A 25,691-nucleotide genomic window follows, 5' to 3' on the forward strand; every position below is an offset into this window, starting at 1 on the left:
ATTGGTGCAGAATATCCCTATCTGATGGCTGTTAAAGTCACGTTTACGCAAAAAGACCTCAGTCAGGAACGCAGAGCAGCGCAGCGACCACAGGTAGTGGTGTTACGCCGGTGGATTCCGACTAAGGTCTTTTCAACTAGTTGCGGCTTGTCAGACCGTTAATTCCCGCTCATGAAGACAGCGTTGCCGAAAAGCAGCTTGCCGTTGTACCAGAAACCACGGAAGAGTGGGTTGTCGGCCAGATAAATCACCTGACCACGACCCAACTCTTGTACGCCGATAGCCAGTGTCTGCTTCAGTTTTTCCTTCGCATTCTTTCCGGCAAAACCAGCAATTAAGTTGGTGTCTTTGAGGTAGCCTACGTTCCAGCCATCTTTCAGCATGTCGTACGTATGGGCATCCTGCACCAGCGTGTAGTAGCCGCCCGACAGGCCAAAACCCAGCGGATGGGTTGTATCGAGATCGAGGCGATAGATGCTGCCCGGCGTTTCGTCTGACACGGCCGATCGCTCACGTTCTGCGTAAATCTTCAGTGAGTCGGTCAGGGCTTTTTTGCCTTTACCTTTTTCCTGGTCACCTTTTTCTTCCTTTTCTTTTAGATCGAATCCTTCTTTGCCAATAAACGCCGCCGCGGCCCGTTCCATGGCAATCAATTTGCCACCACCCCGAATCCACTCGCGAATGGTCGACAGGGTGCGGTCGGTCAGTAACCGGCTATAAGCATACCCGTTCGCCAGCACCAGTACATCGACCTGTTTCCAGTCTACGCTGCCCAGATCGGCTCCGTTGATCATGCTGACAGGGTATTTTAATTCCTGATCGAAGTAGTGCCATACCTCGCCCACCGACGTAGCCACGGTACCTTCGCCGGATACAACCGCCACCCGAGGCGCTTTCAGAGCCGTTACGAAATCAGACCCGAAATCGGAGCCTTTGGTCACGAAACCAGTGGCAACGGGGGTCAGGGTCATCCCCAGTGTGGCTGCTTCCTGCTGAACAAGGGCATCGAACCGATTGCCGAGGCGCTCATTGCCCGCGCGGGTAATCAGCAACGTACCTGCGGCGTATTGCTGACCGTTCAGTTCAAACGGCTTTTCGGCGGTACGTACCCGAATCTTTTTGTTCATTAGGCTTGCCAGCAACTGAACCGATGGTAACGACTGCCAGCGAGCCAGATAGGCATACGGACGATCGACTGCTGCCGCGGGGGCGGCGGCTGGTTTTGCCGTTGGTGCGGTAGGATCGAGGCGGGTAGTCAGACCGTAGGTTTGCAGCCCGTACGCATAGGGGAGCGACCAGGCCGTGATGTCGTAGGTCACTGAATCTTCCAGCATCGATTTTGGCTCGAACAGGATTTTTAGCAAGGTCGATTTTGGCTGGTAGGCGCTGATGATCAAATCATGCTCCCCGATCGACACGCTCTTGTCGTTACGCTGGGTGAGGTAGTTGTACACTCCCGCCGACTCGGCCCGTGACGTACCTGATTTGCCTTTGGTAGTTCCACCCGCCGAGATTGTCTGGGCCTTACCGGTAGTGCCGTACACGATCCGGTTCTTGTCGAGCAATTGGCGAAGGGCGTTCAGTTTGCCCTCGTCACCGTTGCTCTTCACCACGTAAGTCTTATAGATCCCCACTGGCGAATTTTGGGCTTTGTCGAAAAACGCACCAAACTCTTTCACCACCTCGGCCGAGCGGTCAGCCACTGACTCGAGCGTAGCAAACGAAGCCGCCACGTGGTGGTCGATCCGTTCGCGCAGGGTGAGCGTATCCCCGTCGTCTTTCCGAACGGCTAATCCGGCCCGGCTGTTGCCGCCCTGTTCGTAGGTCATACCAATCGCTCCGTTGTAGGTCGGGTACGTGTCGCCGTAGCTGGGGTAGAACAGATCGAACCGCTCGCGGGTGTAGTAGAGCCAGTTGTTGCGGTCGAAATAGCGGCTGCAATACTGCCCAACCACCGTTTGAAACTGACGCTGAAACGGCGTGATGTCTTCGTGATAGGGTTTGGCCGACGGCGCAAAGTAATACGGGCTGTTATAACCCATTTCGTGGAAATCGCCGTGCAGATGGGGCATCCATTGCTGGTAAAGTGCCATCCGCTGCTGGGTGATCTCCTGGGTTTGCCAGGCCCAGTCGCGGTTTGGGTCGAAGTAATAGTGCGTGTAACGCCCACCGGGCCAGGGTTCGCTGTGTTCGCGCGAGAACGGTGTGGGGTCAGCCACACGGCCCTGCATCTGGTTGTACCAATTCACGTACCGGTCGTGCCCGTCGGGGTTGAGGCCCGGATCGAGGATGACCACACTGGTCTCCAGAATCTTTGGCGATACCGTATACTGCGAACCCGCCTTGGTTGGGTCTAGTAGCCCGTACATCACTTCCATAAACGCTTCTGAACTCACCGCCTCGTTTCCGTGCACGTTGTAGCTCAGCCACTGAATGGCTGGCATTGGCTTGCCGGAGGGCTTGCCAGCCAGCATACCAATGCGACGCAGGTTGTCTGTCCTGATTTCTTCGAGCCGGGCTATGTTGGCCTCACTTCCGATCGCCACAACAGCCAGTTGCCGACCTTCATAGGTAGTACCATAAGGAATCACTTTGATTCGGGTGGGAGCCTGGCGGGCAATTTGCTCGGCATAGGCCAGTACGCGGTGGTGGGGGGTGTATCGCTCGCCAACGGCATACCCCAGGTATTGGGCTGGAGAAGGGAGCGTTCCCTGAGCGAACAGGGAGGTGCAAAGGAAGTAGGTGCAGCAGATGAAGTAATTGATAAACTTTTTTTTCATGCCGGTGGCTGGGAAAACAGGTTGAGATTGAGCGAATTATTGCCCGTCAAAAATAGTAGTAAAAGGGGTTGAACCCATTTTTAAAGATTTTTTTTGGGGGTAGGTATTGCATTTTACGCCCATAGCAGTACTTTTGTATCACGATTCGCTGACGGCGCAATTGAGCAATCAAAAACACGTCAGGTCTGTCACAAGACGGTCGATTCGTCTAGCGGTTAGGACACTGCCCTTTCACGGCAGCGACACGGGTTCAAGTCCCGTATCGATCACAGTTCAGCCCCAACGCCGAAAGCGTTGGGGCTTTTTTTATGCGTTTATGTTGATCAGCGCGAAGCAATCCAACGCGCTGGTCAACATAAACGCAACGTACCCAGGCGTTGCCAGGTGGCCAACGAATGTTCGTTACCGATCCGGATACAGCAGCTTAGCCGCCCGGAAGGGTCCATCGGCGGCCTGCAGTAGCTTGGCTTTCAGGCGTGGGTTATAGGTGGGGCGCTCGGCTAGAAACGTTCTGACCAGGTTGGCTACCTCCGGTGTCTGGTAACTGCCAAGCGTTGAACGCAACCACGATTCGGGGAAGAAGATATCGCCCGTCCGCTGAATGTCCTCGAGCAACTCGAGGCTCGGTTTTACATAGCTGACCGATGTAGCCGCGCGCAGCGGATGATGCAGATACCCCAGCGCCGTGGTAACGTAACTTTCCCGCTCGCGATTGGAAACATCGTTGAGCGACTCAAAAAATGCGTTGCGTTCCACCACATTGGGCGATAATGCGGGCATCAGGAATTGCAGCCGTTTGCGCCGGTCCGGGTTTTTGATACGGCTCAACTGTTGCTGAAGGAGTCTATCTGCCGGATAATCGCGCACGGCCAGGGCCAGCGCCAAACTGGTGTAGTCATCTTCGGTCAGCGTTACGCCAGCGGGGGCTTTTTGGTCTTTCCAGATGGCATAGAGCCTGTCCCGGGCTTCGGTGCTCAGCGCAATGCTTTGGTAGCAGCGAAACAGCAGTTTCTTTTTACCTGCCTGTGTTTCCTGCTCCAGCGCCTGCCAGAGGGCCTGTTCAGCCGATGCGGCTAGGGTCGGGCGGTCGTCGGGCCGTGTGAAATCCCAGACAAGGCTGCTCAGCTGATTGGTCAGCAACCGGAGGTTCAACTCTTCAGGCTCGCGGCTGAGCTGCCGCTGATAGAGCGTTGCCAGTTGGGCGGGCGTGACCGATTTGCCAGCCAGCATATTCTCGTATAAACTGATATAGGCCGACGCCCGCATTACCGGGTTCTTGAGCTGATCGAGCCCCGACAGCATTCGCTCATCGACAGGAAAAATCCCGTAGCCCTGCCCCGACGAATTGAACACCATAAACAGGGGCTCTGCTTTACCAATGGCCTGGGTTAGCGCCACCGTGGGCTGGTTCATGTTTACCGTTAGTTCCTCTACACGGTCGGGATAAACCAGGGCTACCTCAAAAAACTGGGGCCATTGCCGGGTCGAGCCGTCTTCACTGGTCTGTGCAACAGTCAGTTGACTGATCTTAGCCTGATCGGTTTTTAGCTCATACGTAAAGCGCGGCCGCCCCGTTTCGTTGACCCATACCCGGTTCCAGCGCTGCAAGTCGGCGGGTGTGTAGGAGTCTAGAATGGCGATCAGATCGGGCCAGGAGGCGTTGCCGTACGCGTATTTTTTGAGGTAATCCCGCAGGCCGTTCCGCAGGGCTTCTTTGCCCATCAGCCGTTCGAGCTGCCGCATCATGATGGGTGCTTTGTGGTAGATGATACCGCCATATAACGTACCCGCTTCCTGCAGATTCGCCAGTGGCTGACCAATGGGATTGGCCCCCTGCGTGCGGTCAACGTCGTAGGCCGCCGGAAAATGGGCGATCAGGAACTCAAGGTCATAGTTACCATCGGCCATACTAACCTGGGTGATCTTGTCGGCCATGAAATTGGCAAATACCTCTTTCATCCAGACATCGTCGAACCAGCGCATCGTCACCAGATCGCCAAACCACATATGCGCCGTTTCGTGGGCGATCAACGATGCACGGGCCAGTTTCTGGTCGCGGGTAGCTCCGTTATCTAAAAACAGGCTCGACGCTCGGTATTGAATAGCCCCGACATGCTCCATGCCGCCGTACTGGAAATCGGGAATGGCCACGAAATCGAACTTCTTAAATGGGTACGGAATCTGCGTGTAGTCTTCCAGAAAGGTGATCGCATCGCTGTGCGTCTTGAAAATAGGGGCCAGACTGAGTCGAATTTTGGTGGTGTCCGTTTCGCGATGGAGAAAATTCATGGCCTGATTATTCCACTGCTGGGTGAGGGGAACAAACCGACCCGCCGCAAACGAAAACAGATACGTGCTGATCGGCTCGGTAACGCCGAAGCGCAGGGTCTGGCGAGCATCGGCCCGGGTCGACTCCTGCAGGGGGGCATTGGTCATGGCCCGCCAGGTGTCTGGCAAGGTCAGCGTGAGTTGAAACGGGGCTTTCAGATCGGGCTGGTCGAAGCAGGGAAAAACGGTTCGGGCGCGGTCGGGTACCAGCAGGGTGTACAGGAAATCGTCGTTGCGGTTGAGCGACAGGTTGCCCGCCGTAAACTGAATGGTTACCCGGTTGACACCGGCCGTGAGCCGATTCGGGGCAATCAGGATATGTTCTTTGTCGAAAACGATCGGAATCTCGACCTCATTCACCAGAATCCGCTGCAGGTGATCGCGTTGTTCTTTGAAGTCAATTTGCACCGGCTGCCCGTTGGGTTTCCAGCGAAAGGAAATCGTTTCTGTGGCAGGAATCGGCTGGTTTTTTTGCTCAGGTACGTCGAACTTAAGGGTGTAGGCCAGCTGACTGATGGTTTGTTTGCGATGTATGGCCAGCGTTTTCGAGACGCCCGTTTCAACAACTGGTTGATCTGCGGCCGCCGCCGATCGGGACTGACCAACGCTGGCCATTGCCAGAAACAGAAAAGCCACAGAGCCCGCGCAAATTGCCAGGCAACGAATCGAGTCAATAGGTAACAACATAGAAATGGGTACTGAGTTGGACGCGTTTGGGGAGCAGTTATCAAAACTATGAAAAATACAGCGTCATAAGTAGCCTGGGCAGTCAGGTACGTTAGGTGTACTACCGTTGGCTTCCATAACTTGCGATCCTGACAGCAGTAAACCTTGTAAATCGATTCGCATGAACGTTAGGCAACTTGGCAAAACGCAATTTACTATTTCGGAAATAAGCCTGGGTACGTGGCAGGTTGGCGGCAAATGGGGCGACCCGTTCAGCCACAAAACGGCCGATGCAATTCTGAACGAAGCCGTTGATGCAGGCGTCAATTTCATCGATACGGCCGATGTGTATGGCGATGGAGAAAGCGAAAAGGCGGTGGGGCGGCTGGTGCGGTCGCGTTCGGAGCGTATCTATGTAGCCACCAAATGTGGCCGTCGCCTGCAACCGCACGTGAACGAAGCGTATCAGCCGACGGTGCTTCGCCAGTTTGTGGAGGATAGCCTGCAGAATATGGGCCTCGAAACGCTCGACCTCATTCAACTACATTGCCCACCCACCGAGGTATATTACCGGCCGGAAATTTTCGAACTGTTCGATCGGCTAAAAGAAGAAGGCAAGATTCAACACCTAGGCGTCAGCGTGGAAAAGGTGGAAGAAGGCCTGAAGGCGATCGAATACCCGAACGTGATTACGGTGCAGGTGATCTTCAACATGTTCCGGCAACGGCCCGCCGAATTGCTGTTCACGGAAGCCAGTCGGCGTAATGTGGGCATCATTGTGCGGGTACCGCTGGCGAGTGGCCTGCTCACAGGTACGTTCGATGCCAACACGGCTTTCTCAACAGATGACCATCGGAATTTTAACCGCGAAGGCGCGGCCTTCGATAAAGGCGAAACGTTCTCGGGGGTCGATTATGCTACCGGACTAGCCGCTGTCAGTGAGTTGAAAGCCGTGTTCCCCGGCATTGATAACCTGGCCCCGAATGCCCTCCGCTGGATTTTGAGCTTCGATGCGGTAAGCTGTATTATTCCCGGCGCGTCAAAACCAGCGCATCTGCACTCGAATGTACAGGCAATTGAGCAGCCTGCCCCGACGGCCGACCAGATGGCTGCCGTGAAACGCATTTACGACGAGCACATCAAAAACCCGGTGCATTATCTCTGGTAGTTGGTTTGTTTAAGCTTTTCATACCCCACCTCACACTTCACATGAACAGACGTAATTTCATTAAAAACACCTCGGCCGCAGGGTTTTCGGCCACTACGCTGGCGGTTGCCGCCTGCTCGACCGACAAGCAGACGAAGGCAACGGACGCCGCCCCAGGTACGTTCACCGACGATTTTGTGCTCAATGAGGTAACGATTGGTGAGTTGCAGGAGAAGATGAAAGCCGGTCAGTATTCGTCGGCCGACATCACCAAACTATACCTCGATCGGATCGAAGCGGTTGACAAAAATGGCCCGCGCCTGAAGTCGGTCATCGAAGTCAATCCCGATGCGCTGACCATTGCGGCGGCGCTGGACGAGGAACGAAAAGCGGGTAAAGTTCGCGGACCTCTGCACGGCATTCCGGTGCTGTTGAAAGACAACATCGACACCGGCGACAAGCTCATGACCACTGCCGGATCGCTGGCCTTAAACGGACATAAGGCGGCTAAGGATGCCTTCGTTACCGCTAAGTTGCGAGAAGCTGGCGCGGTGATTCTGGGCAAAACAAACCTGAGCGAGTGGGCCAACTTCCGCTCAACCCGATCGAGTAGCGGGTGGAGCAGCCGGGGTGGGCAAACCCGCAATCCGTACGTGCTCGACAGGAGTCCGTGTGGGTCCAGTTCGGGCTCAGGTTCGGCGGTGTCGGCCAATTTGTGTGCGGTGGCGGTGGGGACCGAAACAGACGGATCGGTGATTGCGCCTGCCTCTTTTTGTGGGGTTGTCGGCATCAAACCCACCGTTGGCCTCGTGAGCCGGAGCGGGATTATTCCCATTTCCAGCACGCAGGATACGGCCGGGCCAATGACCCGAACCGTTACCGACGCGGCTATTCTGCTGGGCGCCATGACGGGCTACGACCCCGCCGATGCCGTCACTGCCGAAAGCAAAGGGAAGGCGTTGACCGACTACACGCCATTTCTGAAAGCAGACGGTCTCACCGGTAAGCGTATCGGTGTCGAAAAATCGTTTCTTACCGGTCATGAAGGTGTAGTTGGGCTATACAAACAAGCGGTCGAGGTTCTGAAAAAACAGGGCGCAACCGTGGTGGAGGTAGACTTGCTGAAGAGCCTGAGTGATATAGGCGGTGCTGAATTTACGATCCTGCAATACGAGTTTAAAGATGGTCTGAACAAGTACTTAGCCACGGCCAACGCGCGGGTTTCGTCGCTGGCCGATGTGATTGCGTTCAACAAAAAGAACGAAGCGCAGGCCATGCCATTTTTCAAGCAGGAAACGCTGGAAAGCAGCGAGGCAAAAGGCGGGCTGACGAGCAAAGAATACACCGATGCCTTGGCCAAAACGCGTGGCTCCCGCCAACGCATCGATCAGCTGATGGCGGCGAACAAGCTGGATGCCATTTGCGGCGTCAGCATCGGGTACGCTGGTTGTATTGACCTCGTCAACGGCGATTACGACACAGGTTTCTACTTCTGTCCACCGGCGGCCATGGCGGGTTACCCCCACATCACGGTGCCGATGGGAACTGTCCACGGCTTGCCGGTTGGGTTCTCGCTTATGGCCGGTGCATATCAGGAAGGATCGCTGCTCGGCATTGCCTATGGGTATGAGCAGGCCTCTAAAAAACGCATAAAGCCCACGTTCACCAACTCGCTGATTCCGAGCTGACAAACATGGGCTTCTGGGGGTAGTCTGGGTACGTTGCGGCGGGCTCAGACTACCAACCCGGGTTCTGCTTCAGGTTGAGCGGCGCCCGGTTCAGTTCTGTTTGCGGGATGGGGAAGTAGTAGTGCTTGGCGGTGAAAATGCGGTTTTCGACCTGGAAGCGTTCGTAGGCAAACGTGGTTCCCGTTTTGGTGATACGCATGCCCGTTACAGGCCGGTTGAACAACTGTTCGCCTTTTTTCCAGCGGCGCACATCGAAAAAGCGGTGGTCTTCAAAGCAAAGTTCCACCTGCCGTTCTTTCTGAATTCGCTCGCGCATCTGGTCTTTGGTGAGGCCGGCGGGCAAGGCAGGCATACCCACCCGAGTTCGGATGGCATTCACGGAGGTGTATACTTCAGCTACTGGCCCCTGCGCTTCGTTGAGGGCTTCGGCATTGTTCAGCAACACTTCGGCGTAGCGGAATAGCACCCAGGGGCGGCGCACGTTGATGGCCGTACCAACGCCCCAAAACGCACTTTCGACCAGGAACTTACGCATGTAGTAGCCGGTCTTAGTGTTGTTTACGTTGATGGGTACGTTGTCTTTGCCGCCCTCAAACGTTTCAACCGCCCGGCCCTTGAAATTTACGTTGTTGAGCACGATGAACAGGCTCAGGCGTGGGTCGCGGTCGGTATAGGGCGCGGCGGGGTTATAGCCCGAGGTTGGGTCGGTAATGGGCTTGCCGCTCGTGCGCATGTCGAACGCGTCGACCAGCTCCTGTGTGGGGTTGGTGCGGCCCCGGCCTCCGTCGTAGCTGATGGGCGCGTTGTTCAGTTCCAGCGTATTGTTGTTGTCGGCCTGCGTGGCAAAAATCGTTTCGGCATTATAGGCCAGACTACCATAATTCCAGAGGTTGGGTAATTGCGCCTGCGTCAGCAGCGAGTGCTTGCCCAGACTGATCAACTCTTTAGACGCGTCGGCTGCGCGCTGCCATTTCGAGAGGTCGTTCGTTGCGTTGTTCAGCGGACTGGCAGCATACAGTAATGTGCGCGATTTCAGGGCCAGCGCTGCCGTTTTCGAGGCCCGCCCTTTATCACCCGTCGACTGATCGACGATGGCCGTTGTCAGTACGGCGGCGGCTGAGTCGCAGTCGGCCACAATCTGGCTCACCACCTTGTCAAACGGGTCTCTGGGTACGTCCAAGTTGTCTTCGATGGTGTAGGAACGGGTAGCCAGAATGATGGAGCCGTACCGTTTCATCAGCTCGAAGTGGTAGAGCGCCCGCAGAAAAAAGGCCTCGCCCCGCAGCTTTGGAATGTCGGTGGCCGGAATGACGCCGCTGCCCCGCGAGTTTTCCAGAAACAGGTTCACCCGCCGCAGGTAGTTATACATGTTGGCGTACTGATCGTCGACGGTGCGTAGCGAACCCCAGGTGTCGTTATTGAAAATATTGATGCTCGACCCCAGGTTCGAGTTCACGGCCTCGTCGCTGCCCTGCGAATACATGGAGCCGTTACCGTCGAGGTTGTAGCGGTTCAGCAAGCCGAAGTAAGCGTTACTCAGAAAGCCCCGCGTGTTCCGGTCTGAACTCCAGATTTCGGCTGAATTGCGGATGTTGCCGTCGGTAAAATCGAAGCTCAGGTAATCTTTTTCGCAGGAGATAAAACTGATGCACAGTAGTACCGCTGCCGTTGTTAGCGTAAGTGTTTTCATGTCAGTTGATCTAGAAAGAGGTGCGTAAACCGGCATAGAATGTCTTTAGGTAGGGATAAGTGCTGTTACCCTGTCCGGCAAACGGAATCTCAGGATCGATACCCAGACCCGTGTTGCTGAACGACAGCAGGTTGTAGCCACCCACATAGAGCCGGGCCGATTTAACCCGAAGCCGGTTGAGCACGGCGACAGGCAGCGTTACGCCCACCTCCACGTTTTTCACCCGCAGGTAATCGCCCGAGACGAGCCAGAAATCCGACGCTGAGGTGTTATTAGCACGGTCGGCAATGCCGAGGCGGGGGTATTTGGCCGTGGCACTGGTAGCCGGTGTCCAGCGCGAGAGGCTCTCGTTGTTGAACGCGGTTGGCCCGGCATTCACGATTCCCTGCACGTCGAGGGTGCGGCCCGTAGTCCCCTGCAAATGGGCGCTCAGGTCGAGAATACCATATTTCAGCACGGTTCCGAAGCCGTAATACGCTTTGGGCTGGTCGCGCTCGTCGAGACGTACCCGGTCGTAGTTATCGATGATGCCGTCGGGTTTTCCATCAATGCCCCCCACGTCTTTGTACTTAATGTCGCCCGGCACCACTTTCCCCGACAACACCTGCTTGGGACTGGCGGCAATTTCGGCTTGGCTCTGGAAAATCCCGTCCGATAAGAAGACGAGGCGGCTACCGACCAGCTTACCCAGCGTTTGCTGATACTCGGGCAAGCCTGCCTGCCCGTTTTCATACACCAGAATGTCGCGGGTGGTGGTGGCGTTTCCGTAGAACGACATCGTAAGCTTGCCCAGTTGTTTGGTGTACGACAGGGCCAAGTCGACTCCCTTGCTCTCTACCTCACCGGCGTTGACCGTCAAAGTCTGCCCCAGCACGCTCGGAATGGCCGATTGAGTGAGAATACCCGTGCGGTGGGCACTGAACACGTCGACAGAGAGCGACAGGACGTTGTTGAAAAACTTCAGATCGGTGCCCAGATTCAGCGTCGTCAGGGTTTCCCAGGTGATCAGCGGGTTGGCAATCGAGACCTCGTTGGCGTTGGTGGTGGCCGAAAACCCCGTGCCGAACGTATAGCCGCCTCCGCCGGTATTGCGGGCGTAGAAGTTTTCGAAGGGAAACCGCGCCCCACCTACATCGCTGCTGCCCGTCTGACCATATGAGGCCCGCAGTTTCAGGTACGTCAGCACCGGATTCGGCTTGATAAAGGCTTCGTCAGACACGACCCAACCCGCCGAAACGGCCGGAAAATAACCGTATCGCCGACCGGGCGCGAAGTTCTCTGAGCCCGAATACGTACCGACGAAACCGAGGTAGTACCGGTCTTTGAACGAGTAATCGATCCGCGACGAAACACCCTGCCCCCGGAAATCGAGCTGGGTGGGGAACACACTGACAAAGCGCTGCGCCCGCACCGAAGCCCGCACGCTATGGTTGCCAAACAGGCGGTCGTAGTCCAGTCCTGCCCAGGTTTCGTTGCGGCGGTTGGTGAGGCCAAAGCCGGCCGTGCGATAGCTGAGGGGCGTTTTGTTCCGGTACGTGATGGGCGACGCGCCGGTAACATCGATCACTTCATAATCGCGGTTCAGGCCCTGCGAGTAGTCGCCCTGGGCGTCGTAGCTGAAATTGATGTTGGCCGAGAGTCCCTGCGTGATGTAGTCCAGCTTTTGCCGGATATCGAGCGTAGCCATCAGCACCCGGTTGTTGGTGCTGGTGTAGCCGCGCTCCTGCAACAGCCCGAGCGGGTTGTTCTGAAACTGTGAACTGCCGCCATAGCTGCCATTTTCGTTCAGAATCGGAAACGCGTTGGGGGGCGTGGTGTACAGCTGGTTCAACAACGTACCCGCTTCATTGCCACCCGGTTGCTGACGATTTTCAGACCGCCCGCCCACGTTGAGACCCACCGTCAGGTTCTTGTTCACGTCGAAATCAACGTTGCCCCGGAAGTTGAACCGGTCATACGACTGGTTTGAATTGTAATCGGGTCCGTCTGCGTATTTGAACAGTCCATTTTGGGTGAAGTAGCCCAGCAACACAAAGTAACGCACCGAGTTATTGCCGCCATCGGCCGAGAGCGTGTAGCGTTGCGCTGTCGATGACTTGTTCAGGAAGTAATCGAGGTAGTTGTTGCTTGGAAAGCGGTACGGATCGCTGTTGTTCTTGTAGGCATCGAGGGCCGCGGCATTGTAAATCGGCTGCGAACCGTCGTTGACCAGGGCCTCGTTATACAGCGTGGCGTAGTCGTAGGCGTTCAGCGGTTTGATCAGGTTGTCGGCAATCTGCACGCCGCCCTGCACATCGAACTGGATTTTTGAGCGCGTTGAACTGCCTTTTTTCGTCGTTACCAGCACAACGCCATTGCCCGCGCGCAGCCCGTACCAGGCAAGGGAAGCAGCATCTTTCAGCACCGTGATGCTGGCTACTTCGTTGAGGTCTAGGTCGCCAATGTCGCGCGGAATACCGTCGACCAGCACACGTACCCCGCTGGGCCCGAAGGTAGACCGGCCCCGGATCTGAAAGCTGGCGCCATCGTTACCGGGTGCCGAACCTGTTTGCTGCACACCCAGACCCGCAATGCGCCCCGCCAGCAGCGAGTTGATCGAGCTGATGGGCACGAGCGGTAAGTTGTCGGCATTGAAGGTGACAGTGGCCGAGTTAACTTGGCGCTTTTTCCGAATGCCAAACGGAATAATGACATCGTCATCTTCGCCCGCATCGGTCAGCGCGGGTAGCAGCGTAACCGTGATCGGTTCGTCGCTGTTGATGCCGACTGTTTGCGACAGGTAGCCGTTCTGTTTAATGACCAGCACATCGTTCATGGCGGCCCGCACCGAAAAACTGCCGTCGGCCCCGGTCATCACCGAGGTATTGGTTTCCTGCACCCCTACCGACACGTTGGCCAGCGGTTTACGCTGCGCATCGATGACGGTGCCCTTAAATGTGGCTTTATTCTGGGCCGCCAGTTGGCCTGCCACTAACAGCAACAGTAGGCCGAGAATTGTTTTTATATAAACGGATTGTTTCATAATCAATGAGTTGTGTGGTTGACTTACCAGCCCGGATTTTGCTTTAAGACACCGTTACTTTTGAAGATTTCGTTACGCGGAATCGGGTAGACGTGCATGTGATCGGCGAAAACACGCTGATAGGCGCCCGCCAGCGGTACCACCGTGTATTTGAAGCCGGTAGCCGTACGCTCTACATCCATACCGGTGATCGTTTTCGGGATAATCTCGACGCCTTTCTTCCAGCGCAGAATATCCCACCACCGGAATTCCTCAAAGGCCAGTTCCACCGCCCGTTCGTTATGAATCCGGGCCCGCATCTGGTCTTTAGTGAGGCCGGCAGGTAAGCCCGGCATACCTGCCCGGGTACGTATCTGATTGACGGCCGTGTACACCGCCGCTGTGGGGCCATCGCTTTCGTTGAGCGCCTCGGCATAGTTGAGCAAGACTTCGCCGTAGCGGAAAAAGATAAAGTTGACAATGGCCGAGGCACCTCCCGTACCACCCCGCACGGCTTCGGGCCACACCTTCCGCAGGTAATAGCGGGTCCGGGTGTAGCTCGTTGATCCCGGCTGGTAGTCAGCGCCATACGACACCGGCGTTGTTGCGTTATTGACCCACATGGCAATTTTTCGACCCTGCCACGTCATGTCGTTGTAGATGATGTTGGCGTAGAAACGCGGGTCGCGGTCTTTGTAAGGCTCCTGCGGGTTGTAGCCCGAGGTCGGGTCGGTGATGGGCTTGCCATTGCTCATCTCGTAGAGGTCGACGTGGTTTTGTGTGGGGTTCAGTTGCCCCTGCGCGCCACCGGCACTCGGCGGAATAATGAAATCGCCCAGGAAACCACCGTTGCCACTCCGGGGGCCACGCACTTTGATCTGGATGTATTCGGGCGACGACGACTGGTTCAGCAAGGTGCCGTACTGCGAGTGTAGGCTATACTTGCCCATGTCGATGATCGTTTTCGCAGCCGCAGCGGCCTTCTGCCACTTGGCCGCATCGCCGGTTGGGTTGCGTAGCGGGCTGGCGTCGAGCATCAATAGACGGGTTCGCAGTGCCCGCACCGAGCCAATGGTTGCCCGTCCGGTGTTGCCCGCGTCCCAGTCAGTGGTAGGCGAGTAGGTGGTGCCCCACGTTTCGGTAGTCAGAATCGACTCAGCTTCCTGCAAATCTTTCAGGATAAAGGCTACCGTTTCCTCATACGTATTGCGGGGCAAATCGAGGTTATCGGTCTGGTCCAGGGGCTTGTCGAGCAGAATGACGCCGCCGTAGCGTTTCACCAGTTCGAAGTAGAAAAACGCCCGGAGGTACAACTGCTGCGCCCGAATGAGCTTGCCATTCTGGGCGGCCGTCCAGGTGATACCATCTACCCGCGACAGCATCACATTGGCATTGCGAATGCCCTGATACATGCGGGTATACACGGCGTTTACATCCGTAGAGGCACCATCCTGAAAGTTGCCCTGATTCATGGTCACTACCCCGTGCACCGTCAGAATCTCGGCAAAAACGGCCTCGTCGGTAAACTGCCCGGTAGTGCCTTTGTAGACCTGCGCCGTGCTGAGCCGCCCATAATCGTCGAGCAGGTAGTTGTAGGTATTGTCGGCGAACCGGGTAGCCAGCACAGGATCGCTGAAGGCGGCTTCGTCGGTGATGGCTACGCCGGGGTCACGTTGTAAAAAGTCTTTGTTGCTGCAGGCGAACGTACCTGCCACCAGCAGAAGCAGGAGCGTATTGCGTACTAATTTCATGACGTTGCTACGATTAGAATTGAACGTTTACCCCGAAGTTGATGGTCCGGGAAACCGGAATACTGTTACCGGCACCGGCGAAGAAGGAGCTGGCTACGGCGCTGTTCTGGTTGTTTTCGGGGTCGAGGCCAACGAATTTGGTCCAGGTGGCCAGGTTCTGCCCGTTCACGTACAGGCGCAGGGTTTCCACCTTCAGCCGTTTGGTGATCGACGACGGCAGGGCGTAGCCGATTTCCACGTTCCGGAGCTTCACATAGCTGGCGTCCTGCATGATGAAGTCGTTGAACGAATAGCTGGGAGCTGCCGTGTTTCGCGGGCGAATGGATGGCCAGGTGGCGGTTTCGGCGGTTTCGGGTGTCCACCGGCCGAGCATGCTGCTGTAGTAATTGCCGCCACTGAAAAAGACGTTCGAGTTCACCTTGTTTACCCCCTGAAACAGCGCGGAGAGCGTGAAGCCTTTCCAACCAAAACTGGGTTCGATGCCGAATACATTCTGGGGTACGTTAGAGAAGCCGATGGGCACGCGGTCCTGATCGTCGATGACGCCATCATTGTTGATGTCTTCGTATTTCAGGTCGCCGGGAATCACCGCGCCGTTCACTTTGCTTTGTGGGCTGCGGGCAATGTCTTCCAGACTTTGGTAGAAACCCAGCACCTTGTAGCCCCGGAACTGCCCGATTGATTGCCCGGCTGCTTTCTGGTAACTGGGCAGGTTAACGGGTTCGTCGGTGACCACAATCTTGTTTTTGGCATGGGTATACTGCGCCGTTACACCGTACCGAAAATCGCCTTTACTGTCTTTGAAGCTGAACTCTACCTCATAGCCGCTGTTATAGTTTTCGCCGTAGTTGCTGGCGGGCAGCGACTCGCCATAGATGACTGGTGCCGAGTTGTTCCGGGCCAGCAGAATATCGTAGCGGCGTTCGTCGAATATATCGGCGGTGATCGACAGGCGGTCTTTAAAGAAGGCGGTTTCGATACCGAAATTCCGTTTCACCGATTTTTCCCAGGTTACGCCGGGGTTACCCGCACGGCTGTGCCACACCACCGGGTATGACACGTTGCTGCTGGGGCTACCGAAGATCACGCGGTTGTTAATCGACGAGTTGCCGCCGCCCGTGCCCGGCGTACCGCCACCGTTGGCGTACTCGTCGAGGTACAGAAACCGGCTGTTGCCCACGTTTCCGTAGCCGATAAGCCCGTATGAACCGCGAATTTTAAGGTGATTGAGCCAGGTGAACCGCTTCATGAACGACTCCTGGCTGATGGTCCAGCCTGCTGAAACGGCCGGGAACAGGCCATACCGCTCGCCTTTAGGGTAGTTCTCCGAGCCGTTATACGCACCGTTGACCTCGAAGAAATAGCGGCTGGCGTAGTTGTAGGTAGCCCGCATAATCAGGCCTTCGTTGGCGAAGGGAGCAACCGCCTGACCACCATCGGCCCCGCGTAGTTCGCGTTGACCAACGGCCACTGCCGATACATTGTGTTTGCCAAATGACCGGGCATAGTTGAGCGATACCTGCACGTTGGTTTTAACGTACCCGTAGTTCTGTGAACTTACCCCACCCAGCGGATCTTCAAACGAATTGCGGGCCAGCAGCAGCGAGCTGTTGGTGCGGTCTACGTTGTAGGCGGCGTAAGCCCCCAGTTGCGCCCGAACGGCCTGCAGGTAAGCATCGTAGCCAACCGTGACTTTGGCGCCCAGCCCCTTGGTAACTCGGTCGAGTTTCTGGTCGAGGACAAACACACTCTCGATGGCATTATTGTCGAAATCAACGTACCCGTTCCGCTTGATAACGGCGTAGGGGTTGAACGAGTTAATCCCCACCCGGCCGAAGTCTTCAATCTGGTTATAGGTATCGTCGAGTTGCTGCAACTCAGGCGTGGCTGGGTTGGTGTATTCCGGATAAAAAGGAATGGCCCAGGCCGGAATGCTGTACATGCGGGTCATTAGGTACTCGGGGCCGCTTTCGAATCGCCGCCGCAGGTCGCCGTCGTTGGCGTTGGCGATGAATGAATACCGCTGCTCCAACCGGCCGCCCAGCCGCAGGCTAAGGGTTGTGGTTGGCGTCAGATTGAAATCCAGGTTAGAGCGGAAGTTATAGCGTGAATAGTCGGGTGTGGTACTGTAGCCTGACGGGGTGCTGAAGTCTTTGAAACCGCCATCTTCCCAGAGGTAAGCCAATGATACAAAGTATTTTATGGCTTTTGACCCACCACTGAAGTTCAGGTTATGCTGGGTACGCATCCAGCTGGGCCGGGTCACGGCCTTGAACCAGTTGGTGTTGGGGTACAGCAGCCGGTCGCCGGTGCCGTCTTTGTAAGTTTGCAGGTCCTGGGCTGTAAACAGTTTTTGGAAGCTCGACGGTACTAACCCGTATTTGATCAGGTTTTCTTCGCCCTCATTATGCAGCATGGCGCTGCTGTAGGCATCCAGAAATTCGGGGACCTGCGTGAAGCTGACGGTGCCTACGTTGCCTGAATACGACACTTTGGCTTTACCCGTTCTGCCCGATTTAGTGGTGACGATGATAACGCCATTTGCCCCCTTGATACCGAACAGGGCCGTCGACGAGGCGTCTTTCAGGACCGAAATCGAAGCAATTTCGTTGGGGTCGATCTCACCGAAACTTTGCCGTTCTACTCCGTCTACGATGATTAGCGCGGCTGAGTTTTCGGAGGCTCGACCGCGAATGGTGATCGTTGCCCCGTTGATGCCCGGCCGACCGCTGGTCTGTTGCGCGAATAACCCCGGAACACGCCCAATCAGGGAGTTGCTGGCATCGGTAACGGGCGACTTCACAATGTCCTCGCCGGTAACGGTGCTGATTGCTGCCGTTTGTTCACTCTTTTTCTGCGTACCGTACCCTACTACCACCACCTCGTCGAGCGATTTTTCATCGGTTTGCAGAATGACGTCGATGGTTTTGCGGTTGCCCACCACGATTTCCTGCGAGAGGTAGCCCACAAAGCTGTACACGAGCGTGGCCTCGCCGCCGTCGGGTATGGTAAGTTTAAACTGACCTTTCGCATCGGTGACTGTTCCGCGCTGACTGCCTTTCAGCACAACGCTGACACCCGGTAGCTCTTCGCCTTTTTCGTCGGTAACCCGGCCAGTTATTGCCCGGTCGGTTGGTTCGCTGAACCCTGAGTTGGGTACGTTACCGCTACTGTTCTGGTTACTCGCCATAGCGATGGGTGTGTAACGGTCGGGGGTCGGTTCGCCTGACCGGGCTAATAGCTGTGCCTGGCTGGTTAGGGGAATAAGCAATAGCCAGTTTGCCAGCAAGCTGTGGCCCACCTGGGTAAAGATGTTGGTCATGAGTGTGAGGTAAACTTTAGAGTAAAGGGATAGGAATAAGTAGGGTAAATAGGCTACTAGTCGGAATAGAAATGAAGCGGGAGAAGAGCTACGAAGGGACGAGACAGACAGAGCTGTCTTGACTGGAGATAGGCTATGCCTTGACGTAAGGCACTAGGCTGGCACCTGATTAGTAGGCTACCAGATATAAGGAGGCCGAATGCAGCTAAAAAGCGCTCGGAAAGTGGACAGAATCATGCCGCTTTACCGCGCATCAGCCAGGGGGGCGGTGGCGTCGGCCCTAAACCGGAAGGATGGGTGTGAACAAACTGATCGACGCATGAAGGCTGGCCGATGCCCGCTCAAAAAAGGACGTTACAAGACGAAGGCAAGTCGAGTAGCTACTTGTTTTCATATAGACGTTGTGTATTTTTCAAACTATAATTAATACAAATTTAACTTTCATAAGAATATACTTACGTCTGTAAATAGATTGGTTGCCCTGTAAGTGAAAAGTGCTCTTTTGCCTTACTACATCGTTTTCGTTACTTTTTACGGGTCGCTTTTAGTTTACAGTTATTGACCTATTAGGTTAAAAATTGCTACTATTCGTTGATCTGGCAACCGGTCATCTATTGTTTAACGACTCGTTCACTGATGTGCCTACGCTATCGCTTATAGCTGGTGAAAGTTGGCTAATCAGATACCTTGACAGACCCTGGCTGGTGGACCTGATTGTGTGGCGGTTGCGGGGCAAAACTGGCGGGCTGTTGGGTTTAGCTATGAATCGCGGGTAAATAGCTGGTTATAGGTCGCCTATCAGGTATTTTTAGGTAGTATTGTAGCTGTTTGCCGCACTCGAAAAGGCAAGTCATATCATCAACAGTCAGTCCGTTTAGTAACTCCATTAATTATGATAAAACCCCTACTGGCAGGTCTCCCTGTTTTGCTGTTTCTTTCCGCCAATGCTCAGCAGCGTCCTGCGCTGACCACCAGCGACTATGAACGGGCACAACGGTTTATGGGGTCCAATGCCGAACAACTCATTGACAACGGCAGTCTGCGCCCCAACTGGCTACCCGGCGACCGGTTCTGGTACCGGAACCTAACCGCTACAGGTAGTAATTACGTGCTGGTCGACCCCATGAAGGGCTCGCGCTCGGCACCGTTCGATGCGCAAAAGCTGGCCGCTACGCTTACGAGAGTAACGGGTAAGACCTACGAGGCCACGAAGCTGCCTTTTCAAAGCATTACGCTATCGCCCACTACCCAATCAGTTGGCCTTCAGGTGGCGGGTAAGTCATGGCAGTACGATCCCCAAACCGACCAACTGACTGCCGATACTACCTCCGTCCGCGCAGCAAGTGGGGGTGGGGGCCGCTTTTCGCGGGAAGGTGATGGAAATGAAGTACTATCGCCCGATCGTAAACTGGCCGCTTATATCAAGGACTATAATCTCTGGGTACGTAACACCCAGACGGGCGCCCAAACGCAGCTAACGACAGACGGCGCAAAAGACTTCGGTTATGCCACCGACAACGCGGGTTGGAAATCGAGCGACCGCGCCATTCTAGCCTGGTCACCCGATTCCAAGAAAATCGCCACGTTCAGGCAGGATCAGCGCGAGGTGAGCGATATGTATCTGGTAACCACGAATGTGGGCAAGCCTACATTGAAACAGTGGAAATACCCTCTGCCGGGCGATAAAGCGATTCCTATGATTGAGCGGGTGATCATCGAAGTCGACGTACCCAGGGTAGTTCGGCTGCAGGTGGCTCCCGATCCGCACCGGGCCACACTCAGCGATGATATTTCCAGCAGTGGCACATTTGACGACGTGAACTGGACCGCCGACGGGACAAAGCTCGCCTTTGTGTCTACCTCACGTGATCACAAACAGGAAAAAGTCCGGCTGGCCGATGCGGCAACGGGGGCTGTTCGTGAGGTGTTTGAGGAAACTGTGCCAACGCAGTACGAATCGGGATGGGGCGCGATCAACTGGCGCTACCTGGCCAAAACCAACGAATTCATCTGGTTCTCGGAGCGCGACAACTGGGGCCATCTGTACTTGTATGATGGCGCTACGGGCAAGCTGAAAAACCAGATTACCAAAGGTGAATGGGTGGTAACCCGGCTGCTGAAGGTCGACGAAGCCAGGCGGATGTTGTACTTCATGGCCGTTGGTCAGCAGGCAGCTAACCCATATTTTGCGCAGCTTTGCCAGGTTGGATTCGACGGAAAACAGTTTGCGGTGCTGACGCCCGAGCCGGGAAACCACCAGGTGAGCTTCTCGCCGTCGGGGGCCTATTTCGTTGATACCTATTCGTCGCCCGACGTACCTCCGGTGAGTGTTGTTCGTTCGCTGGCTGGCAAACGGCTGGTCGATCTGGAGAAGACCGACATATCGCGCCTGACCGCAACCGGCTGGCGGCCACCTACACCTATTCGGGTGAAAGCGCATGACAGCAAAACCGATTTGTATGGCCTGATGTATACGCCAACCAACCTCGACCCAGCCAAGAAATACCCGGTTGTCGACTACATCTATCCCGGTCCGCAGGGCGGCAGCGTGGGAAACTGGTCGTTTTCGGCCGCCCGAAAAGACAACCAGGCACTGGCTGAGTTAGGCTTCATCGTGGTAGAAATTGAAGGCACCAGTAATCCGCTGCGCTCAAAAAGCTTCCACGACATGAGCTACGGCAATATGGCCGATAACACGCTGACCGATCAGATTACCGGCATCCAGCAACTGGCTAAACAGTATCCCTACATCGACCTTGACCGGGTTGGTATCTGGGGGCATTCGGGTGGCGGTTTCGCTACAGCAACGGCTATGTTCCGTTTCCCTGACTTCTTCAAGGTAGGCATTTCTGAGTCGGGCAACCACGATAACCGCAACTACGAAGACGATTGGGGCGAGCGTTACAACGGCCTAACGTCAGCGTCGAATTACGAAGCGCAGGCCAACCAGAACTACGCTAAAAACCTGAAGGGCAAGCTGATGCTGGCTCACGGCATGATGGACAACAACGTTCCCCCGTCGAACACGTTGCTGGTAGTTGAGGCACTGGAAAAAGCCAATAAAGACTACGACCTGGTGCTATTTCCGAACAGCGGGCATGGCTTTGGCAGCTACTCGTCGTACATGGCACGTCGTCGCTGGGATTACTTTGTGAAACATCTGCTGGGCGCAGAGCCACCCAAAGAGTTCGTGATCGACTTGAAGCCCGATCCTCGGCAGGCTATGCGGTAGTATATTGTTGACACGTTACTGCTTGGTGAGCCTGGCGAAGGGCCACAAGCGCGAAGCCCGACTCCAGTCTTTTACACTGTTTTGTTCACACAGAAAAAGCCGCCTCATTCAGAATGAGGCGGCTTTTTCTGTGTGAACAAAACAGGTACGTTGACGCTACAACGTCATTTCCCAGCCTTTCTGGTATTCCCTCGACCAGAGTTTCATGGCTTCTTTGTCGTTCAGGATATGGCCATTTGCTGGGTTGCAAGTCAGGATTCGGCCGGTGCGGTAGGCGATGTTGCCAAGTTGAGGAAGCAATGTAGATTTGTGGCCCTCCGCGATTGGAGCGGTCAGCTTCGAGGTACCCCGAATCGATTCTACGAAGTTTTCCAGCACCAGGCTATCCAGCTTTTCGCCCATGCCCATTGTGTTGGTACGCGTGGCTTCCTGCAACCCGGTTTTCACGTCTTTCAGCAGCTTGTTATTCAGGTCGTACACCTTGTAATCATCGCCGCCCGGAATGATCATCGTTCCTTTTGAACCGTAGAAAATGACGCCCCTGCCCACGCCCTCGTTGTTGAATCCGTTGCAGCTGCGGCCTTCCCACTCCACCATTTTGTTGCCGGGAAACTCAAACGAAATTGTCTGGGTATCGGGGGTCTCCCAATCATCCTTGTATGCAAACCGGCCACCCATTGACGTCACTTTCGTTGGGTAATCGACTCCCAGCCCCCAGCGAATTACGTCTAGTTCGTGCGTGCCGTTATTGAGCGCTTCGCCCGTACCCCAATGCCAGAACCAGTGCCAATTGTAAGGCACCAGGTTGTCCTGATAGGGGCGGCGTGGGGCTGGACCTTGCCATAGGTCGAAGTTGAGGGTGTCGGGCACAGCAACAAGCTTCCCTTTTCCGATTGGCTTACGGGCGTTAGCGTACCAGCCTTTGGCAAAATAAACATCACCGATAATACCTTCGTGCAGTGACTGTACGGCTTCCATCACTTTGGGAAAGGACCGGCGCTGACTGCCCATCTGCACGAGCTTGTTGTATTTTTTGGCACCCGCCACCAGCATCTCGCCTTCTGCCGGATTATGTGAACAGGGCTTCTCAACATACACGTGCTTACCTGCCTTCATTCCCAGCATGGCGCCGGGGGCGTGCCAGTGGTCGGGGGTAGCGATCATCATGGCATCGAAGTCTTTTACCTCGAGCATTTTCCGCACATCCGTGAAGCCTTTAGGCTTCTTGCCCGTCATCTTCTCGATTTCGGCGATTGTCTTGGCCACTACATTGGCATCGACATCGCAGACGTACCCAATTTCTACGTTCGGTAACTGGGCAAACATTTTTGCGACAAAAAAGCCGCGGCTGTTAGAGCCCATGGTGCCAATGACGACTTTCTCGTTGGGCGAACCTTTGAAAACGGGAATCTGTGGGGCGACGAAGAGACCGGCTCCGGCAACGGATGCCTGCTTAATAAACTCGCGACGGTTTTGCATGGTGTAAGTAAATGAGTTGGTCAGGTCTCGGCCCGCTTCTAGCCTCCGCCGAATCCATGAATACAGTACAAAACAGGTAAAGCCCCGTTATCTCCTCACCAGAACGTACCTGATCAGACAGGAAGCGGGGCAGATAGCCGTGTTTTGCTGCTCTGGCGTTACTGCCCGTTGCGCAGGCGGGCCACTTTACCATCCATGGTGGTGATAAGTACTTCGTTGCCTGGCAGGGGGAAAACCCGGTTCACCATAGCGTTAGAGAGCTTGTGCGCCCAGGCTACTTGCCGCTTCTGGCGGTCAACGGCATAGATAACGCCATCGTCGGTAGGTACGAAAATGAGCCCGTCCCGCTCGGTAACTGGCGACGGACTGATCTCATACCCGTACTTACAATTGACAAACCACTCGGGTTGGAGCGTAGCAGACCGAGTTGACAGCGCCCAGAGTGTATCGTTCATGCATTTTACATAGAGCAACGAGCCATCTGCTGACAAACCACTGGATTCGAACCCTTTGTGCTGGTTTGAATCCCATATTTTTTGACCTGTCTTCGCGTCCAGCGCCGTTACAGTCCGGTCGGGCGTTTGCAGAAAAATACGACCGTTGGTAAGGAGTGGCGTGCCCGCCGCCGGTGAGAAGTTGCGCCCCTTGTTGTTAGTCCAGGTCCAGGCGGGTTGGCCCGTCTTTCGGTCCAATGCGTATAGAGTAGAGCCCCAGGAGCCAAAATAGACTCTGTCGTTATCGGCAATCGGTATCGACTCTACAAATTCCTTTACGCCGGTGAAGGTCCACCGTTCGGCCCCGTTTTTAAGCGATAAAGCCCGAAATTTACCCTCACTACTGCCGATATACACTGTGTTGTCGAGAATAAGCGGGGAGGCAACAATTGGTTTGCCGGTCTCTACCGCCCAGATGCGTTTGCCGGAGCGTTTATCCACGCAGTAAATAGTGCCATCTGTTGAGGCAACAACGATCCGGTTCTTGTGCATGGCTGGCGTAGAATACACCTTGCCGCCAGTTGAAAAGCGCCAGTTTGTCGCGCCATCAGCTAGCGCCAGGGCTACCAGCTCACCGCGGGCGTTGGGGTAAATGGCCAGCCGCTTATCGGCAATGATCCCTGCGCCAATATCACTGCTATCCTGTTTCTGCCAACGTACCTGCACGTTTTTGTAGTGGTCATTCAGTTGGTAGGAAGGGCGGAGGTAGGGCTTTGAGGACTGCTCAAAATGGTGGGCGGTTAAGACAATCGTTCGCCAGGGAGCAGCAAGCCGTCCGGCTACTTCACCAACAGCGGGCGTCCGCACGGCAAACGCCATCGTATCGTTTTGAATCGTAACGAGGTTGTAGCCGCCAACGGGGTCTTTAGCCCGCAGGTTCGACCGGCCCATCGTAGCCGGAATTCCTTCAAAATCCATGGCCTTGTTGGCGTGCCCATGTCCGCACAACGCCGCCTGGATATTGGTCTTCTTTAACTCGTCGATCAGCAGGTACCAGTTGGCCAGTGCGTCGTCGAGCGGGTAATGGTTCATGAAAATGACGGGCTGACCAGTCTTGGCCAGTTTAGCCGTTTCGTCGCGGAGCCAGAGGACGTCTTCGCGGGAGGCCAGCCCCGGCGACATCCGCATGTTGGGACCGCTGCCACAACCGATGAATCGGTATTTGCCAAAGTCGAACGAAAAACGCTCTGTACCGAAGACCTTCCGAAAGCTGTTACAGCCGTTCTCAGACCATTTCGTATCGTGATTGCCGGGGAATATGTGCCATTTTTTGGTCAGGCCATCCAGCACCCGTTTAGCGGCGGTGAATTCGGCTTCTGTTCCAAAATCAGTCACATCGCCAGTGAGAACAACAAAGTCGATATTAGCCTGGGTATTTATGTCGTTGACCGTACGTTGCAGGTCTTCCAGCGCCGTTTCCGGTGCACCCACGTGTGTATCGGTGACAAAGGCAAACCGAATGGGTTGTGCCAGACAAAGTGTAGCGATCAGGTTAAGAAAAAGAATCGAAAAGAGCCTGGTCATGTAACGTTGAGTGACTAGTTTACAAGTAGCGCACGGTACCCCAGTCAGAGTACCGCACGCTACTGGGTCCAATAAGTTAATTAATTTTGATCAGGTCGATCTTGAAAACTAAGATCGAATTTGCCGGAATGCCAGACTGGGCCTGAGCGCCGTAGGCCAGGCTGGGCGGTAAATACAGCGTGATGCTACCGCCGGGAGCCACCAGTGGAATGCCTTCCTGCCACCCCACGATCAACTGGCTTAGCCCAAAGCTGATTCCGTTGCTGCTATCGAACACGCTACCATCTGTTAGCTGGCCTTTATAATTCACGGTCACGTTTGAGCATACCGTTGGCTTTGCTCCGCTACCCGGTGCCTGAATGGTATAGTAAAATCCGCGTGGATCGGCGGTTGCTGTAATGCCATTGGAGTCAATGTACTGCTTGAGCTTCGCCTGTTCGTCCTGTGGCGCAGTGATGCTGACGGGTGTAGGATTGCAGGGCGTCTGGTCGTTTGTCTGGCAACTGCCGATCAGGCAGGAAAGGGCCAGAACGGCCATTTTGTACGTTTTGAGGCGTTGGATCTGTATCATGGAGGCAAGTTACTCCTT

12 protein-coding genes and 1 tRNA gene are annotated in these 25,691 nt (G+C 55.3%); 4 read left to right on the forward strand and 9 right to left on the reverse strand.

The features are described 5' to 3' along the window. Nucleotides 1–158: 158 nt before the first annotated feature. A complete protein-coding gene (locus F7231_RS03955) occupies nt 159–2,780 on the reverse strand; it encodes a M14 family metallopeptidase (RefSeq protein ID WP_166690954.1) in 2,622 nt (873 codons plus the stop codon). Between the two features lie 197 nt (nt 2,781–2,977). Here F7231_RS03955 and F7231_RS03960 point away from each other — a divergent pair. After that, nucleotides 2,978–3,049 (forward strand) — tRNA-Glu (locus tag F7231_RS03960). A 133-nt stretch (nt 3,050–3,182) separates the two neighbouring features. Here the strand turns inward: F7231_RS03960 and F7231_RS03965 are convergent. Next, nucleotides 3,183–5,795, reverse strand: a complete 2,613-nt coding sequence (locus F7231_RS03965; protein WP_374757363.1) for a M1 family aminopeptidase — start codon at nt 5,793–5,795, stop codon at nt 3,183–3,185. A gap of 160 nt (nt 5,796–5,955) precedes the next feature. On the opposite strand from F7231_RS03965, the gene F7231_RS03970 reads away from it, so the two are divergent. Together F7231_RS03970 and F7231_RS03975 are read left to right on the forward strand one after the other, a co-directional pair. After that, nucleotides 5,956–6,942, forward strand: a complete 987-nt coding sequence (locus F7231_RS03970; protein WP_166690955.1) for an aldo/keto reductase — start codon at nt 5,956–5,958, stop codon at nt 6,940–6,942. A gap of 41 nt (nt 6,943–6,983) precedes the next feature. After that, nucleotides 6,984–8,609: an amidase gene (locus F7231_RS03975; RefSeq protein WP_166690956.1), complete on the forward strand. Its 1,626-nt coding sequence runs from the start codon at nt 6,984–6,986 to the stop codon at nt 8,607–8,609. Nucleotides 8,610–8,658: 49 nt separating this feature from the next. Here F7231_RS03975 and F7231_RS03980 read toward each other — a convergent pair whose 3' ends face one another. Genes F7231_RS03980 through F7231_RS03995 form a run of 4 tightly spaced genes read right to left on the reverse strand, consistent with a single transcriptional unit; the run spans nt 8,659 to nt 18,373 of the window. Continuing rightward, nucleotides 8,659–10,299 carry a RagB/SusD family nutrient uptake outer membrane protein gene (locus F7231_RS03980; protein ID WP_166690957.1) on the reverse strand — a complete coding sequence of 547 codons (1,641 nt, stop codon included), beginning with the start codon at nt 10,297–10,299 and terminating at the stop codon, nt 8,659–8,661. Between the two features lie 10 nt (nt 10,300–10,309). After that, on the reverse strand, nt 10,310–13,321 hold the full coding sequence (locus F7231_RS03985; protein ID WP_166690958.1) for a SusC/RagA family TonB-linked outer membrane protein: 3,012 nt from the start codon (nt 13,319–13,321) through the stop codon (nt 10,310–10,312). Nucleotides 13,322–13,344: 23 nt separating this feature from the next. After that, entirely contained in the window at nt 13,345–15,051 is a 1,707-nt protein-coding gene (locus F7231_RS03990) for a RagB/SusD family nutrient uptake outer membrane protein (protein ID WP_166690959.1), read from the reverse strand. 13 nt (nt 15,052–15,064) lie between these two features. Then, entirely contained in the window at nt 15,065–18,373 is a 3,309-nt protein-coding gene (locus F7231_RS03995; protein WP_166690960.1) for a SusC/RagA family TonB-linked outer membrane protein, read from the reverse strand. A gap of 892 nt (nt 18,374–19,265) precedes the next feature. Here F7231_RS03995 and F7231_RS04000 point away from each other — a divergent pair. Then, nucleotides 19,266–21,605 (forward strand): S9 family peptidase, encoded by a 2,340-nt coding sequence (locus F7231_RS04000; protein WP_166690961.1) that lies wholly within the window; start codon nt 19,266–19,268, stop codon nt 21,603–21,605. Nucleotides 21,606–21,761: 156 nt separating this feature from the next. On the opposite strand, the gene F7231_RS04005 is transcribed toward F7231_RS04000, so the two are convergent. The 3 genes from F7231_RS04005 to F7231_RS04015 all read right to left on the reverse strand — a co-directional run bounded on the left by F7231_RS04005 (nt 21,762) and on the right by F7231_RS04015 (nt 25,673). Beyond that, complete coding sequence (locus F7231_RS04005; protein WP_166690962.1) at nt 21,762–23,084, reverse strand: Gfo/Idh/MocA family protein; 1,323 nt, start codon at nt 23,082–23,084, stop codon at nt 21,762–21,764. Between the two features lie 158 nt (nt 23,085–23,242). Then, nucleotides 23,243–25,102 carry an outer membrane protein assembly factor BamB family protein gene (locus F7231_RS04010; RefSeq protein WP_166690963.1) on the reverse strand — a complete coding sequence of 620 codons (1,860 nt, stop codon included), beginning with the start codon at nt 25,100–25,102 and terminating at the stop codon, nt 23,243–23,245. 76 nt (nt 25,103–25,178) lie between these two features. Next, on the reverse strand, nt 25,179–25,673 hold the full coding sequence (locus F7231_RS04015) for an FKBP-type peptidyl-prolyl cis-trans isomerase (protein ID WP_085414580.1): 495 nt from the start codon (nt 25,671–25,673) through the stop codon (nt 25,179–25,181). Nucleotides 25,674–25,691 lie beyond the last annotated feature (18 nt).

The organism is Fibrivirga algicola, from assembly GCF_011742925.1.
Lineage (GTDB): Bacteria > Bacteroidota > Bacteroidia > Cytophagales > Spirosomataceae > Fibrella > Fibrella algicola.